This window comes from Flammeovirga yaeyamensis (assembly GCF_018736045.1).
Classification (GTDB): domain Bacteria; phylum Bacteroidota; class Bacteroidia; order Cytophagales; family Flammeovirgaceae; genus Flammeovirga; species Flammeovirga yaeyamensis.
Genome location: NZ_CP076132.1, coordinates 3,626,280 through 3,642,962, shown reverse-complemented (window position 1 = coordinate 3,642,962; position 16,683 = coordinate 3,626,280). Strand labels below are relative to the sequence as shown.

Here is a 16,683-nt window from a genome sequence, read left to right as displayed (position 1 = left end):
ACAATTAGGAATCTCATTAATGCAATGATGCCTTATTAACTTTAAAACAAGTATTCTTTTGAAATATTGTGTTTGGGTTGAAAATTATTCTAAATCTGGAAGAACTAGCTGATTAAAAACACTTTCCTTTTTCATCAGATCTTCTATTTCTTCTGTAGTTCTTGGTGCTTTCTCTGATAAATTTAAAGGACCTTGAGGAGTGATCAAAATATCATCTTCAATTCTTACCCCAATACCCCACCATTTTTCATCACAATCACTATTTAGGGGGATATAAATTCCTGGCTCTACGGTTACCACCATGTTGTTTTCGAGTGTTTGATAGTGTCCCTTGTCATGTACATCCAATCCAATATGATGCATCAATCCATGAGGAAAATAAGTATCATAATATTCAGGAGAAGGAATAATTTTGAGTTTGGTTAAGCCTTTACCTATAATGTCAGTAGATCGCTTATATATCTCGCTAAACGATTTACCTGCCACACACATTTCTATACATTTATTTTGTGCTTCGAGGACAATATCATAAATCTGTTTTTGCTCTTTTGAAAAAGTGCCATTTACAGGAATCGTACGTGTAACATCGGCAGTATATCCTCTATATTCTGCCCCACAATCCATCAAAATTAATTCTCCATCTTCTAGTTTTGGTTTGTTATTACTGATGTAATGTAGCATACAACCGTTTTCCCCAGCACCAACAATACTTGGATAACCAACAGCTTTCGCACTAAATTTTTTATATACAAACTCATGTATGCCTTGCACTTCAGTTTCTGACATTCCCGGCTGTATCGCTTTCATGACTTCATTCTGTCCAATAGCCGACATTTCAGCGGCCTTTCTGAGCAAAGTAATTTCTTCTTGGGTTTTAATCTGACGTAAATCGCTCATTAAACTATCCAATACTGAGATCACTATATTGGTTTCGGGAAGGGTTTGTACCACTTCCATACGCTTTTCATTGTCTTGTGCAGAAAGGAAATTGATTATATTTTGATCTAATCGAAGTACGCTAGTATACCTTAATTGCTGTCCAACTACTTTTGCTACATTCGAAGCATTTTGAAGGGTAGTCCTTTTCATTGCTTCATATACTTTTTCTGATGCAGGATTTAAATACTTCGGATAATTGGCTTTCTTTTTAAATGATTGAATCAAATCATACAAGTCGTTTGTAGCATATATATCATCCCTTGAATCTCGATGAGGATCAAACGTAAGTAAATAATCAAATGATGTAAAATCGATAGGAATGTTTTTAAACTCTTCATTTGATAACACTGTGGCTATTTTCAATGTTTCTTTAGTGCCTTCAACGCCTAATCGAGCACCATTCCAACGTTCATCATATTCATCTTTTGGTTGAACATAAATCACTTCTTGGGTAGGGGTGCCGAACACATTGGTTTGTTCAGAAAATAAAACTAAGACAGCATTAGGTTCTCTGTAGCCAGTTAGATAATAAAAGTCAGGGTCGGGATGATAGATAAAGTTGACATCATTTGCCCTATTTCTTATAGGATTGGCAAAAAATATGGCAACACTATTTTTAGGCATCTTCTTTATCAACTCTGCTCTTCTTTTAACATGAAAATCAGCCGAAATATAATCTTTTGGAGCATGTTTGTACTGTGCAAAAAGAGAGGAAAGTGATGATGTTAGAAGTAAAAATAAAATGTTACGCATCTTAATATAATTGGAGTCAGACAGTTTATAATTGTCTTTGTATGTAAAATAAAAGGTTGTATCAATTATTATGATACAACCTTTTCAATATACTGCTAAAGTGGAATATTTCCATGTTTTTTCTTCGGAAGGTGATCCACCTTATTACTCAACATCTCAAAAGCAGAAATTAATCGCTCCCTTGTTTTTTCAGGTAGGATGACTTCATCAATATAACCTCTGTAAGCTGCTCGGTACGGGTTGGCAAACTCATCAGTATATTCATCAATCTTCTCCTGTAATTTGGCTTCTGGATCTTTGGCTTCTTTAATCTCTTTTTTAAAGATGATTTCTGCTGCACCTTGAGCACCCATAACCGCTATTTCTGCTGTAGGCCAAGCGTAATTTAAATCAGCCCCAATATGTTTAGAGTTCATTACATCATAGGCACCGCCGTAGGCTTTTCTTGTAATGACTGTAATTCTAGGAACAGTGGCTTCACAAAATGCATATAATAATTTAGCTCCGTTAGAGATAATTCCGTTCCATTCCTGATCTGTGCCTGGAAGGAAGCCAGGTACATCTTCAAAAACTAAAAGTGGAATATTGAAAGCATCACAGAAACGAACAAAACGTGCGGCTTTTTTGGAGGCATTAATATCTAGTACACCTGCTAAAACTGCAGGCTGATTACCAACAATTCCTATACTACGACCACCCATTCTTGCAAAACCAACCACAATATTTTCTGCATAGTCTTCGTGTACTTCAAAGAAACTATCTTTGTCGACACAGCCAACTACGACTTCTCTTATATCATAAGGTTGATTGGGGTTGTCAGGAACTATACTATTTAATTCGACACGAGTTTCTTCTTGATCCGTCTCATATGGATATTGTGGAGCTTCTTCTTCACAGTTTTGAGGGAGATAAGAAAGCAACTTTCTCAATTTCTTTAAAGCAATCGCTTCGTTAGGAGCCTTAAAGTGTGTAACACCACTTTTAGTGGAATGTGCAGAAGCCCCACCTAAATCTTCGGAAGTAACTTCCTCGTGAGTTACTGTTTTTACTACGTTTGGTCCAGTCACAAACATGTAAGAAGTTTGCTCGACCATCATAATAAAATCAGTAATGGCAGGGGAGTAAACGGCTCCACCCGCACAAGGTCCCATAATACAAGATATTTGAGGGATCACCCCCGAAGCCATCGTGTTTTTAAAGAAAATATCAGCATAGCCGCCAAGAGACTTTACCCCTTCTTGAATACGGGCACCGCCGGAATCGTTTAATCCAATAATAGGGGCTCCATTTTTCATGGCCATGTCCATTATCTTACAGATTTTCTCTGCGTGAGACTCAGATAATGATCCACCAAAAACGGTAAAATCTTGAGAGAAAACATAGACCAATCGACCCGCTACTTTTCCATAACCTGTCACAACACCATCTCCGAGATAATGTTCTTTGTCTAAGCCAAACTGAGTTTCTCTATGTCGAACGAGTTTACCTACTTCATGAAATGTACCTTCATCTAAAAGTAAAAGTAGACGTTCTCTTGCGGTTAATTTTCCTTTTTTATGTTGCGCTTCAATTCTTTTTTCACCGCCCCCTAATTCGGCTAGGCGGTTCATTTTCTCTAATTCTTGAAGTTTATCTTTCATGTGTTTATTGCAAGGTGTTTTTCTTGATAGTTGTTTTGAAAGAGAAACTTAGAGAAAAAAAAATAGAATTAAAAGCAACATCAAAGAATAATTAATTATCCTTCATGTCATTATAGTTCTTTACACTTCCAATACCAGCAGAGCTAATTTTACAAGTATTGTAAGCATTCACCTTCATGTTACCGATGCCTGTCCAAGTTCCTTCAAGATCACGAACAAGTAATTTACGTGCATCAAATGAACCAACTCCTGTACCTTCAAATTTGGCAGTCTGTGCTTTTCCTTCAAACTCAACAGAACCAACACCTGTCACTTCAACATCAAGGTCTTTGGCTTCCATGTTTAATTTTAATTTTCCAACGCCAGTATATTCTAATTCAAAAGAGTTGAATTTCAATAGTCCTTCACTTTCAATATTACCTGCAATTGCACATTCCATTTCCTCAAGATTTTCAAAAGTAATTTGTACAACCATGCTTGTCTTATCTGTCTCGTTATGTCCATCTTTTCCTTTGTGATTATCAACATAAAGAGTATTGTTTTTTACGTAGACTTTTAACTCATCAATTTCTTTTTGTTTGCCATTAACAAAGACTCCATGTTGGTTGCCTTGAATTAAAACAACGTGATAACCACCGCTTAATTCAATTTTTTCAAATGAATCCACTTTATAATCTTTTGTTTGATTTTTTTGAGCAAATAAAGCTGTTGAAGTTAATGTGAATAAGATGAAAATGTTTATTAGAGTTTTCATATGGAGTTTAATGTTATAATTTATAATAGTATGGTTTAATGACAATAAGAAATTTAATAGGTTGCATCTGCTCAATTATTTTTTTGATAATAGATAGGTCAACCCAAAACTAAGGCTACTTAGTTGTTCCTCCTCAAGGTAGATATTTTCATATTCAATCTGAAATTGTATTGACCTTATAAGATGAATACCTAAACTTACCCCATAAATAAAATGAGTTTCGTTAGCATCATTGCTATACTTGGTAAGTTGAACACTATTATTTTGACTTGGTAACGTTTTTTTGACAACAAAATTAGTGGTTGTATTGCTGTAAAAAGCACCGGCTTTCCCTTTCAAGTTGAATCTTTTCCATTGAAACCTACCAAAACCCATGACGTCTATCCCCCGGTTGTAGTAGTTAAAATAATAAGTGGGATTTTCGACTTTTAATGTGCCATTGTCACGGTAAGAAACCTCCATTCCAAAAAAATCTAATTGGTAACCCGTAAAGATTTTCCAAAAGGTAGTTTGTCCTTGTGATTCAAAATAGACATTCCCGACTTCAGCCAAACTATGATTTGAATAACCAAAACCGATATTTCCACCGAAATAATATTGGGAAAATGATTTATGGGCGAAAAGAAGGAAGATGATAATTGAGAAATAGTATTTGAGTTTCATATTTATAATGTAACAATTTATTCATATTAAGTCAATGAATATTAAATTATAAGGTATGAAAAAAGCGATTGATAGTACACCAATCGCTTAAAAGTATTCGCTCGATAAGTACCTAGTCTTGGCTAGATAGTTATTGATTAATATTATTTCTAGTCTTGATCTCCGAAATGGAAAGCAGCACCTACTGTCAACATAGAAAGATTGTTATCACTACTCATATCCATGTTTTCCCATTCTAAACGGAGTTCTAATTTTCCAAGTTCAACACCTGCGCCTACGCCCCATAAGAACTTGGTATTGTTTTCAATTTCTGAAACTGGAACACCTCCTGTTGATGGAATTGCTTCGTTCTCGTATCGTGCAAAAAAGGCTCCTGCTTTACCAAAAGCGAAAATTGGACCTGCACGTAAAGTTCCTTTTGCAGCTACATCCCATCCTGAAATTGTTGATTCTAGAGAATGGTTAGCAGCATAATCTGTTACCTTACCTAACGAACGGTAACCACCTTCTACACCTAAATGACGGCTGCCAATACCACCATATAATTTCCAGGCAAATGCATTTTTATCAAATGAAAAATCATTTCCGCTGATGTCTGTAACTTTATGATTAATGAAAGAGTTACCAAGGTTACCACCTACATAAAAATCTTGTGCTTGTGATGCTGTTGAGTTAATGATGATAATACCAAAAACAAATGCAATTAATAAGGATAGTTTTTTCATAATATAAATTAGATGATAGGTAATTAATTTGATTCGTATTTTAATGACAACTTATTATCTAAGACTGACAAAAAATAATTTAATAAATGATTTTTTGATGGAAAGCATTATCTTCAATAATTCAAATTTATACTTCTATTTATGTCTTTAAGAAAAATATTCCGATTCCTAGCATTTGGGATCTTGTTTTTGGTGTTATCCGTTGTCATTATAGGTACATTATTTATCAACTTTAGTCCAGAGTTTGGTGGTTCACATACCGATAACGATATAAATAGATACAAAGAATCAGGACACTATAACGATGAAGGTTTCTATAATTTAATGCCAACCTCTCTTGATATGAATGCCGATAGTTTATGGGCAACGTTAAAAGAGTACGTTAATGGCGTTCAAAATCAACGTCCATCTAGAGAACTTGATATTTTAAAAATTGGCAAAGAGGAGATTGTAAATAACGATTCTCTTACAAGAGTAGTTTGGTTTGGGCATTCCGCTTTTCTTCTAGAAATTGATGATAAAAAAATTCTTTTAGACCCAATGTTAGGAGACGTTCCAGCACCTCATCCATGGTTAGGAGAATCAAGATATTATAAAGAATTACCCATATCCATAGAAGATATGCCCCATATAGATGCTGTCCTGATTTCACACGATCATTATGATCATTTGGATTATGGAAGTGTGATGAAATTAAAAGATAAGGTTGATGATTTTTTCTTGCCACTAGGCGTTGGAGCTCATTTTAGAGCGTGGGGAATAGAAGAAGATAGAATTCACGAAATGAATTGGTGGGATGAGATCAAATACAAACAATTGGATTTAGTTTTTACACCATCGAGACATTTTTCAGGTAGAGGATTAACCGATAGAAATGCGACAATGTGGGGATCTTGGATCGTAAAAGGAATTCGTCACAATATTTACTTTAGCGGTGATGGTGGGTATGCAGAACACTTCAAAGAAATCGGAGACAAATACGGACCATTTGATTTAGCCATGATGGAATGTGGTCAGTACAATTCAAAATGGGCTCAAATTCACATGATGCCAGAGCAAACCGCACAAGCTGCAGTAGATGTGAAGGCTAAATTAATGGTGCCAATACATTGGGGAGCATTTACTCTAGCCTTACATTCATGGACAGATCCTGCAGTAAGAGTCACCAAAAAAGCAAAAGAGCTGAATATGCCTATCACCACTCCAGAAATAGGAGAACCAATAATAGTAGGAGAGAAGTCGTACCCTATGAGTCGATGGTGGGAGAAGTATTAAAAATCTTCTGTGTCTATAAAGGTCTGTTAGTTTCCCCTCTTGAAAAACGAGGTCAGGAGACCTCTAAAGTATATAGACACAGATGACGCTATCGCTTAACATCTACGCCAGTTTTACTTTTTCCCTCTTACCTTTTACTTAAACGAGCGTTAATTTTGCTACCTGCTACCTACCAAAGTATTCTTCCTCGTCGTAATATACCTCACAGCACTCTCAATAATCTCCACTTTAATTTCGGTAACATCCCCAATAATCTCTCCGTCTAATTGGAGAAGTTGAGGTTTCTCGAATCGTATAATTGCTTTGTTTGTACTGTAAACATTGCCATCTGCTTCTTCTAAGAAGCTTTCGTCGAATTTGGATAAACCGACAAGTATAAGATCTTCAAAATCCATTTCGGGGATTGCCACTAACTCAAATTTGCCATCAAACGGATTGGAAATACTATTTAGCGGTACACCTGTTCCGAATTTACGGGCATTACAAATAGCTAGCATTATACCGCTTTCGTTGTATTCATCACCATCAATCTCAATGGTATAATCAATGATGTTAGTTACACGCAATTGTTCGAGAAAGTATTTGATGTAGGTAGTCATGCCTCTTTTACTATCAGAGGAATAGCCTTTAACTATTTGAGCGTTAACGCCAATATCACCAATATGTAGGCAATAATGTTCATCGTTTACCTGAATTAAATCTAGGCCAGCAGTAATGTTTGAAAGCAAGATTTCTTTCAAAGCTTCCATAGGATCAGAATCCACAAAAAGTTCTACAGCCATTCCATTAGCAGAACCAAGGGGGATGATTCCCATAGGAATGTCAGTTCCCATCAAAGCAGTAGATGTAAATAGGGTAGTACCATCTCCACCAACAGAAGCTACTCTGTCAGGTTGATACTGTTTTATACTTTCTTTGAGGTTTTCTAAATCATTTACTCCCGTTGTATAAAAAACATGATATCCGATCCCATAGGTTTCTAGATAGGTCTTTGCTTCAGAAAGGAAAGGTTCTTTGTCGATATCACCAGAAATAGGGTTAACAACGAATAGAATTTTCATGGAGTAAAAGTTTAACGTTCTTGTAATTTTTCGGTGCTAAAGATATAAAAAATCTATCATGTTTGAAGAACAATAAGTGTATTTGAACTAGAATTCTTGATCCCTATTTTTTACTTTGATCACCTCCATAGTATCTAAGTTGAGACACGTCAAGAAACCTAATTCAATTCTTTGTTCAATATTAGGTGGTTTGCCAAATGCACAACCAGAATCTAAATTGATGACTAAACCACTTTCAGCTATATTTTTTTCGATTTCAGTGATAAACGTTGGAGTATGACCGTGAACCAAACGCTTTTTCTTCAATACCTTTTTGATTACTTCATTTTCTGGTAAAGGTTTTCGAACCGTTAGCATTGATGTAAAATCCTTTTTTGGTTTTGGTAGATCAAAATCAAATCCTGCATGAGTGAAATGAAAATCTTCAATAGTGATTTGATAAGGTAAGCTTTTTAGAAATCCTTTAAACGACCAATAGATATAGCCATCTTCATTCAAGATTTTCTTTTTTAGGCTAGTGCTGAACATTTGGGAGAAGAATCTTAAAAATCTTGGCTGATAATTCTTCTGCTTATCCATAAGATTTTGTTCGTGATTTCCTCTAATAGTATATATAGGATAACCATCTTTCTGAAGATTAATGATGTAATCGATTACCTCATAACTTTTTGGTCCTTTGTGAACATAATCGCCAAGCAGAACAACAAAATCGTTGGTGGTAATTTGAATCTCTTCTTCTAAGAGGTGTTTTAAAGTAGCAAAACAACCATGTACATCCCCAATCGCAAAACGACGTACATATTTCTCGGTTTTAAGTTTGACTTTTTTCAAGGTCATATTATTTAATTTTGCTCAAAGTTATAATTTTGTGCTAAATTTTTAAAATACTCTATCTATTTTCATCTTACATGCTTTACTATCAGTAAATTAAAGTGTATTTGTTGAAATAGTTATATATTTTTGTGTTCGTATATTGGAAGTTATGCACAATGTGTTAGAGACTTGATAGTCATATTGTTGATAACTTTGGTGATATATTAACAAAATGTCCTAAAAAAGTAAAAATATTTACTTGTTATATCTACACTTGTAAATAAAATTGAATAACAATGTTGATAACTCAAAAATTTGTTGATAACTTGTTGTTGTTGGAATAATACAATTTTAAATCTATGGGGAATCCTATTACAGCATTTGGTTTATTAAAGAATTACCGAAAGAAAAATTGGTCAGGTGATATTTCTGCAGGTTTTGCTACAGGTGTATTACTTATACCTCAAGGGATGGCGTATGCTGTAATTGCTGGCTTGCCGGTCGAATATGGTTTATATGCCGCTTTGATGGCTCCAATTGCGTACTTTTTATTCGGAACAACAAACAAGTTAGTCATTGGTCCTGCTGCTTTAGATTCAATGTTATTGGCTTCAGGTGTGGCTTCTTTAGGACTTGCACTTACTACAGAACAGTACGTAACTCATGTTTTAGTAATAGTATTTTTTGCTGGACTTCTACAGATCTTGGCAGGGATATTTAAATTCGGTTTCATTGCCAATTTCTTTTCACAACCTCTTTTAAAAGGATTTACTTCGGCTGCCGCTATTTTAATCGCTTTTAGTCAGTTTGGAGGGTTAATAGGATTAAAAATTGAGGAAAAGTCTTTTTTTCATCAGGAAGTCATTCAATATGTAAACCAACTTCATGAAGTACATTGGCCTACTTTATTTTTGGGTTTTGGAACTTTAGGCATCATTGTATTATCAAAGAAATTTAAGTTAAATAAGCTCACAACACCTTTAATGGTATCCATTGGAATATTATTAAGTATTCATTTTGGTTTTGAAGAAATGGGTATTAAAGTAATAGGAGATATCCCAAAAGGTTTACCTCATTTTAGTGTTCCGGATTTTACATCAGTAAATCTTATACAAGTAATGCCCATATCTTTGGTAGTGGCAATTATTGGATTTACAGTATCCAATAGTATTATCAAAAGTGTAGAAGAAGACAACAAATCATTGAATATAAATAGAGAATTTACTGCTTTAGGTTTAGCCAATACACTAGGAGTGTTTTTTGGTGGATATCAGGCAAGCAGTAGCTTTTCGAGATCAGCTATAAATAAAGAAGCGGGAGCTAAAACAAGAATGTCCAATTTGGTTTCTTGTTTGATGATCGCCGTAGTACTCTTATTTTTTACTCCAGTTTTTTATTATTTACCGAAAGCGATCTTAGCGGCTATTATTATTGCTGCAACACCATCATTATTTAGTTTCACCTATTTTAAAGAACTATATTCTCTAAGAAAAAGAGAATTCTTTGTTGGGATATTCACCTTTCTAATGACTTTAGAATTTGGTGTAATCATAGGTTTAATTTCCGGAGTAACTGTTTCAATGTTTGTCTTCCTATATCAAACATTAAAACCTCATGTAGCAATTTTAGGTAAAATAGGGGATACAAGAGTGTATAGAAATATCTTACGTTTTGAAGATGCCAAGGAGCAAGATCAAATAGTAATTATAAGAATTGATGCACCTTTATACTTCAGTAATATCCGATTTGTGATCGATGAAATGCAACAAGCACTTGATGAAAGATCAAACATCAAATCATTAGTGATCAAATCAGAAAGTATCAACTCAATTGATATTACCGCCCTAAACGAATTAAAATATTTCATCGAAGACCTCAATAAAAAAGGCATTCATATTTACTTTTGCTCAGTTGTCGGCCCAGTAAGAGATTTGCTTTATAAGGTAGATATAGTCTCAAAACTTGGAGGAGAACAATTGTTCCTATACCTCAACGATGTGGTGGATTACATTCAGAACAACAAAGAGTTTTCTGAGAGAAAGGTGAGTATTGCGAATCAAGCTGATTTAGTGAAGAGTGAAGAGGGAATAGTGAAGAGCGATATTTAAATTAAAAATGAAAAACGTGATTACTGGTTCTAACGCTCGTGGGGAAATTAGAAATTTCTAGTGAAAAGTGAAGAGTGAAAAGCGATTTTGAAACAAAATACTTGACACCTAACTCCTAACTCCTCGTTCCTAAATTCTAACTTAGTTCCTTAGTAAAAACGAGGTCGGGAGACCTCTAACGTTTATGGGCACAAATGTCGCTATCGCTAAACATTTGCGCCAGTTTTACCTGTTACCTTTTACCTCTTACTTAAAAACGAGCGTCAATTTTGCTACCTGCTACCTGCTACCTGCTACCTAATTTGTCGCTTCCAAACCCAAAGATAGCTCCACAAACGCCTCCCATAAGATGTGCCATTTGAGAGATATTATCTTGACTAAATGAATTTACTACTTCTTGACCTAGGAAGACCACAACGACTAATATGAATGTTAGAGGAAGAGACCCTTTTTGGACATTGACTACTGAGCTAAGTAAAATGAGCATAAATACTATTCCACTTGCTCCCAATAGTGCACTACTTAAGAAAATGGCGTTGATTAAACCTGTTATTAGAGCGGTCATCAACATCATGATAAGAAGTTGTTTACTGCCGTATTTTTCTTCTAAAATTGGGCCTAGTAAAAGGATGTAAGTGAAGTTACCTAAGTAATGATCCCAGCCGCCATGACCAATAACATGACTGAATAAACGGAAGTAAGAAAGAGGATTCGTTAATCCCATTTGGCCGAAAGGGGCAACATTAAACATAAATGTGAGATCAAACCCTATACTTTTAAGTACCATAAATGCAGCACAAATAAAGGTAAAAGATAGAGTGACTGGGGCGTTATATTGAATGCGCATATATTCTTAATTGATTCTTTAATTCTTATTTCATCAGAGTTTAACCTCCGCAACCAATTATTTTATTGAAGTTTGGTCTTTCTTCATTTTCATCAAATTGATCTTCTGAAGTAGATTCTTCTTTAGCATCAGGATAGATATAGTGAACAACTCCACCAATGTTATCAATTTTAGCTCCAGTGACGCTTTTCAAACAATTCACTTCTTTGTGTATTCTCAAGTTACCTAAAAAGGCGAAGAGTAGTGCTTCCTTATGATTGATAATTTTCTCATTGGGTAAGACTACTTCAACATTAGAGCAATAGGTGCGAATTCTTTCGATCATATAATCGTTAAATGCACCACCTCCAGTGATAAGTAATTTTGATTTTGAAAATCTGATCTTAGAATGTTGTTCGGCCTGATCAATAATGCGTTTGATTTGATAAGCGGTATGTTCAATACTTGTTGCTAATCGATCTTCAATTTTCTCAATTTTATCAAGTAATGGTAAATATTGGGCTTCCACCCATTCCTTACCTAATGATTTTTTCTCGAAGGTTTGATAAAAAGGTAAATTATTTAGTGCATCAAATATTTCTTTGCGAACAAAACCTCTTCTTGCCATTGCTCCCTGATCATCATATTCTTTACCAAGCGTTCTCATATAAATATTTAGGGGCATGTTGGCAGGGCTCGTATCAAAGGCGATGGTTTCATTATCCACTTCGTATGAAATGTTACCAATGCCTCCCAAATTTAGTCTGTAATGATATTCGCTAAACAATAGACGATCGCCAATGGGAACCAAAGGAGCCCCTTGTCCACCTAATGCTACATCGCCAATTCTGAAATCATTAATCACATTATGTCCCGAAGCTACAGCTATCTCAGGACCTGAACCAATCTGTGATGTTACGCCTAAATCGGTTTGATGAAAGATCGTATGACCATGACTACTTACATAATCCACTTTCAAATTATGCTTGTCGATAAAACATTTTGCTAATTCTCCTAGTTTCTTACCAAGTTCACGATCTAATTTTATATATTCAAAAGCAGAAAGGTGTTCTGCTGTATTGAGTCGTATTCTCCAATCTTCAGAATAGGGATAGCTTTCCACATATGGCATATAATATTGCCATTGTCTTTTACTATCTTTCCAAAATTCGGCATAGCAAAGATCCACGCCATCAAGGCTAGTTCCAGACATTATGCCAATTAAACGGAATTTATTCTTTTTGCTCATGCTGTTAATTTCGTAACTCTAAATTTAATTTGAAAAAAAATATCAATGAATAAACCTACATCAGTCGAAATAGTTACAATTGGCGACGAAATTCTTTATGGTCAGATAACAGACACCAATTCCCAATGGATGGGAACAGAGCTTAATAAGATAGGGTTAAAGGTGATTCGTAAAACCTCAATAGGTGATACAAAAGAAGAAATTTTAGGTATTCTAAAAGAAGCAAGTGATAGAGCAGATGTGGTTTTGATCACTGGTGGATTAGGTCCTACAAAAGATGATATTACTAAAAAGACAATAGCTGAATATTTTGGAGTAGGGATGACTTTCAGAGATGAAGTCTTGGCTAATTTGGAAGAGCTTTTCAAAAACAGAAACCGAAAAATGACAGACTTGAACAGGTTGCAAGCAGAAGTGCCAGCAAATGGTAAAGTCTTGATGAATGACGTAGGTACTGCTCCTGGAATGTGGTTTGAAGAAGATGATACTGTTTTTGTATCTATGCCTGGCGTTCCGAGAGAAATGAAGTTTTTGATGAGTACTCATGTGTTGCCTCAATTGCAAAAGAAATTTGATACTCCACATATTGTACATAAAATGCTAAGAACAATGGGTATTCCAGAATCCTTTTTAGCACAAACTATAGAGGAATGGGAAAATAACTTGCCTGAATTCATTAAACTCGCTTATTTACCAAGATTTGGTCAGGTAAGGTTGCGTTTAACAGCTATAGGTGATGATAAGGCTTTGTTACACTCGGCCATAGCTGAAGAAGTAGAAAAGTTAAAGCCATTATTGGGTGAAAAACTATATGCAGAAGAGGATGTTGAAATTGAATACATGATCATGGAGAAAATGATTGAGAAAGGTCTCAGTTTAGCAACAGCCGAATCGTGTACAGGTGGTTTTGTGGCACACAGAATTACAAAAATGGCCGGCTGTTCGACATTTTATAATGGAGGGATAGTATCCTACAGCAACGAAATAAAAATGTCCCAATTAGGTGTAAATGAAGAAACGTTAAGTAATCACGGAGCGGTTTCTGAGCAAACAGCTATTGAGATGGCGCAAAATGTAAAAGCTAAGTATGGTGCTGACTTTGGTATTTCTACTACAGGTATTGCAGGTCCAGGTGGAGGAACACCTGATAAACCTGTTGGGACAGTATGGATTGGTATTTCCACTCCTACAGAGACGAAAGCAAAGTTGCTTCAGTTAACCAAACAAAGAGAAGTGAATATAACGGCCACATCAAACAATATCTTGCAGTGGTTGTACGATGAAATAAATCAATAACAAAAATGCCCAATGTTAGGAGTAACATTGGGCATTTTTTTATGCTGATGTTGCAGGCTTCACTTTCATAAACTGTGTAAATGCTAGAGATAAAACACAAAGGAAGGCACCACCGTAAAAAGGCAATGTCCAATCTTGTAACCATATCCATCCTCCAAGAAGAGGTAGAAAAACGGCAACAACATGATTAATTGTAAACCCAACCGCCATTGAAGGAGCAATATCTTTTGGATCCGCTGTTTTTTGGAAATACGTTTTAATACCAATAGAGAAGCTAAAGAAAATATGATCGATGACATACAAACCAGCAACCACCCAACGGTTCTCCACGGTAGCATAACATAAAAAGACCAATATAAGACTGATATACTCGAAGCTTAACATCTTTCTCTCCCCATATTTGTTTAACAACCTAGCAATAATAGGGTTGAAGTACATGGAAACAATATTATTCAAGACAAATAAGATAGTGATTTCTTGAATTGTGAAATCATATTTTTCTACCAATAGAAGCACAGCAAATACCACAAATACTTGTCTTCTTGCACCACTCAAAAGGTTAAGTACATAGAAAAGCCAGTACTTGGTTTTAAATATCATTTTCTTATGTTGAGGTACCGCGTCTTTATGGATTGGGTTTTGGAAAAGCGCCCATCCTCCACCAATAACAACAACGATACCTATAAGTAAGTAGATATTTTTAAAGTCTGTAATAAAAGTAAGTCCATAAATAGCACCACCAATAGCGATATTTGTGAAAGCCATAATCGATCGTAATCGAGCCATTACATGTGGACTTTCTAGTTTGCTAAAGCTTTGTAAAGTAAGTGATTGATTTGAAGTTTCGAAGTAATGAAAACCGATTGACATGATGAGTGTGGTGTACATTAATCCCCAAAATGAAGGGAATAAACCTGTAATGCCAATTCCAATACCCATCACAATAATTGATATAGAAGCGAACTTATCTTCTCGAATAAACATTAAGAAGAAGAGGGCAGTAACAACCAAAAAGCCAGGGACTTCTCTAAAAGATTGAATTGCTCCGATGTCAAAGCCGTTTAGACCAATTTGATCAACTGCAAAATTATTAAAAAGTGTTCTCCAACCTTGAAAACCTAAAGCAGTAGCTATAGAGAGTACAAGTAGGAAAACATACATAGGGTTTTGTCGAAGTGCTTTGATTGCTTGTTTGTCCATTGTTTCAAATTAGATGAACTGCAAAGAAAAGAAAAAAAGAGGATAAAATTTTTCTAACTTACAGTTGTAAACACTTTATCAATTTAGTAGATTGTTACATCCATTATTTGAAATGAATATTAAATACAACACTTTCCTTAATTATTAATTCAATATTTATGTCTGAAATCCAAACTGTAGCAAAAGAGTATATTGAACATGCTTTCACCTATGAAGCTTACAGAGAAGCACTTGATGCTTTATTAGCTGCCGATCCTACCATTATTAACTATGATGATTCTCAGTTAGTAGATTACACGAGATTAAATGTATCTCGTATGCAACGAATTGATAAAACCAATCGACTGAGAGATGATCTTAGAGAGGCGGCTAGAGGATTAAACCGAAGTGTTTATTGGTTAGTTATCACAGAAGGTTGGTGTGGTGATGCTGCTCAGAGTATTCCAATCATTGCAGAAACTGCACAGGTTTCCGAAAAAATTGATTTACGATTTGTGCTTAGAGACAATAATGTAGATCTGATGGAGCAATTCTTAACCAACGGCTCTAGATCAATCCCAAAATTGGTTGTGGTTTGTCAGAAAACCTACGAAGTTTTAGGTGTTTGGGGACCAAGACCTAAAGAATTGACGGATTTAATTCCAGAAATTAAAAAGGAAGTAAACGATAATAAGCAACAATTCAGTATCAAAGTACAACAATGGTACAATAAGAATAAAGGCAAGGCGGTCATGAAAGACCTTCAAGGAATTATCGAAAATATAAAATAATAAAAACTTGTCATCACATCATATTGTTCGCGACGATCAAGAGCCAGCATTGCTAATTTTACATCTCGATCAGAACAATCATTCTATTATCCATTCCTTACTGGGGTGGAGTCCAATTGTTATTGCCAATTATCAAACAGCAGAACAATTAATTACTTTAGATATTAAAGTCGATTGGGTGTTGATAAATGAAAATCAGCAAGAAGAAATTGAAGATTTGATGCTTTATCAACATCCTTATCAGCTAAAAATAAAACAAAGTAACGACGATATTAAAGAAGCATTAGATTGGCTGATTGAAAAAGGGCATAATGCGGTAAATATTATTGGACATCAATTTGATGATCACACCTTAGACCTTATTCTTCATCAAACAGACTTAGAAACCATTGTGCTATTTGATAAAGATTTTAAAGGTCTGATTTCCAAAAAGAATACCTTTGAGAAGTGGATGAGGAAAGATCAACATCTTAAAACCTCTGCCATTTCACTTCAAAATACATCAGAGCAAGAGGGCGAATTGGTCGTTTTAGAAGACGGCATGATTCAATTAGAAGCAAATCCACCTTATTATATTTTTGAGAAGTGGAATTGATTTCTATTGTTTAAAC

The 16,683-nt window shown here is 35.0% G+C and carries 15 protein-coding genes; 5 read left to right on the top strand and 10 right to left on the bottom strand.

Features of this window, described 5'->3' with window-relative positions; genetic code table 11:
* Nucleotides 1-84: 84 nt before the first annotated feature.
* From KMW28_RS14275 to KMW28_RS14255, 5 genes are all read right to left on the bottom strand, one after another.
* Nucleotides 85-1,692 carry an aminopeptidase P family protein gene (locus KMW28_RS14275; protein WP_169665151.1) on the bottom strand — a complete coding sequence of 536 codons (1,608 nt, stop codon included), beginning with the start codon at nucleotides 1,690-1,692 and terminating at the stop codon, nucleotides 85-87.
* A gap of 95 nt (nucleotides 1,693-1,787) precedes the next feature.
* Nucleotides 1,788-3,332: an acyl-CoA carboxylase subunit beta gene (locus KMW28_RS14270; protein ID WP_169665150.1), complete on the bottom strand. Its 1,545-nt coding sequence runs from the start codon at nucleotides 3,330-3,332 to the stop codon at nucleotides 1,788-1,790.
* 91 nt (nucleotides 3,333-3,423) lie between these two features.
* Complete coding sequence (locus KMW28_RS14265) at nucleotides 3,424-4,086, bottom strand: head GIN domain-containing protein (protein ID WP_169665149.1); 663 nt, start codon at nucleotides 4,084-4,086, stop codon at nucleotides 3,424-3,426.
* Nucleotides 4,087-4,161: 75 nt separating this feature from the next.
* Nucleotides 4,162-4,749 carry a hypothetical protein gene (locus KMW28_RS14260; protein WP_169665148.1) on the bottom strand — a complete coding sequence of 196 codons (588 nt, stop codon included), beginning with the start codon at nucleotides 4,747-4,749 and terminating at the stop codon, nucleotides 4,162-4,164.
* A 149-nt stretch (nucleotides 4,750-4,898) separates the two neighbouring features.
* The gene (locus tag KMW28_RS14255) at nucleotides 4,899-5,474 is read right to left on the bottom strand and encodes an outer membrane beta-barrel protein (RefSeq protein ID WP_169665147.1); all 576 of its coding nucleotides are present in this window, start codon (nucleotides 5,472-5,474) and stop codon (nucleotides 4,899-4,901) included.
* Nucleotides 5,475-5,615: 141 nt separating this feature from the next.
* Here KMW28_RS14255 and KMW28_RS14250 point away from each other — a divergent pair, with 141 nt between their 5' ends.
* Entirely contained in the window at nucleotides 5,616-6,749 is a 1,134-nt protein-coding gene (locus KMW28_RS14250) for an MBL fold metallo-hydrolase (protein ID WP_169665146.1), read from the top strand.
* Nucleotides 6,750-6,907: 158 nt separating this feature from the next.
* On the opposite strand, the gene KMW28_RS14245 is transcribed toward KMW28_RS14250, so the two are convergent.
* Nucleotides 6,908-7,810: a diacylglycerol/lipid kinase family protein gene (locus tag KMW28_RS14245; RefSeq protein WP_169665145.1), complete on the bottom strand. Its 903-nt coding sequence runs from the start codon at nucleotides 7,808-7,810 to the stop codon at nucleotides 6,908-6,910.
* Nucleotides 7,811-7,897: 87 nt separating this feature from the next.
* Nucleotides 7,898-8,641 carry a metallophosphoesterase family protein gene (locus KMW28_RS14240; RefSeq protein ID WP_169665144.1) on the bottom strand — a complete coding sequence of 248 codons (744 nt, stop codon included), beginning with the start codon at nucleotides 8,639-8,641 and terminating at the stop codon, nucleotides 7,898-7,900.
* A gap of 341 nt (nucleotides 8,642-8,982) precedes the next feature.
* Here KMW28_RS14240 and KMW28_RS14235 point away from each other — a divergent pair, with 341 nt between their 5' ends.
* Nucleotides 8,983-10,731, top strand: coding sequence for a SulP family inorganic anion transporter (locus tag KMW28_RS14235; RefSeq protein ID WP_169665143.1), 1,749 nt, complete (start codon nucleotides 8,983-8,985; stop codon nucleotides 10,729-10,731).
* A 286-nt stretch (nucleotides 10,732-11,017) separates the two neighbouring features.
* Here KMW28_RS14235 and KMW28_RS14230 read toward each other — a convergent pair whose 3' ends face one another.
* Nucleotides 11,018-11,578 carry a rhomboid family intramembrane serine protease gene (locus KMW28_RS14230; protein WP_169665142.1) on the bottom strand — a complete coding sequence of 187 codons (561 nt, stop codon included), beginning with the start codon at nucleotides 11,576-11,578 and terminating at the stop codon, nucleotides 11,018-11,020.
* 40 nt (nucleotides 11,579-11,618) lie between these two features.
* Entirely contained in the window at nucleotides 11,619-12,806 is a 1,188-nt protein-coding gene (locus tag KMW28_RS14225) for an anhydro-N-acetylmuramic acid kinase (RefSeq protein ID WP_169665141.1), read from the bottom strand.
* A 45-nt stretch (nucleotides 12,807-12,851) separates the two neighbouring features.
* On the opposite strand from KMW28_RS14225, the gene KMW28_RS14220 reads away from it, so the two are divergent.
* Entirely contained in the window at nucleotides 12,852-14,102 is a 1,251-nt protein-coding gene (locus tag KMW28_RS14220; RefSeq protein ID WP_169665140.1) for a competence/damage-inducible protein A, read from the top strand.
* Nucleotides 14,103-14,141: 39 nt separating this feature from the next.
* Here KMW28_RS14220 and KMW28_RS14215 read toward each other — a convergent pair whose 3' ends face one another.
* Nucleotides 14,142-15,302, bottom strand: a complete 1,161-nt coding sequence (locus KMW28_RS14215; protein ID WP_169665139.1) for an MFS transporter — start codon at nucleotides 15,300-15,302, stop codon at nucleotides 14,142-14,144.
* 158 nt (nucleotides 15,303-15,460) lie between these two features.
* Here KMW28_RS14215 and KMW28_RS14210 point away from each other — a divergent pair, with 158 nt between their 5' ends.
* Both KMW28_RS14210 and KMW28_RS14205 read left to right on the top strand, forming a co-directional pair.
* Entirely contained in the window at nucleotides 15,461-16,072 is a 612-nt protein-coding gene (locus KMW28_RS14210; RefSeq protein ID WP_169665138.1) for a thioredoxin family protein, read from the top strand.
* A gap of 7 nt (nucleotides 16,073-16,079) precedes the next feature.
* Complete coding sequence (locus tag KMW28_RS14205) at nucleotides 16,080-16,667, top strand: hypothetical protein (protein WP_169665137.1); 588 nt, start codon at nucleotides 16,080-16,082, stop codon at nucleotides 16,665-16,667.
* Nucleotides 16,668-16,683: the final 16 nt, after the last annotated feature.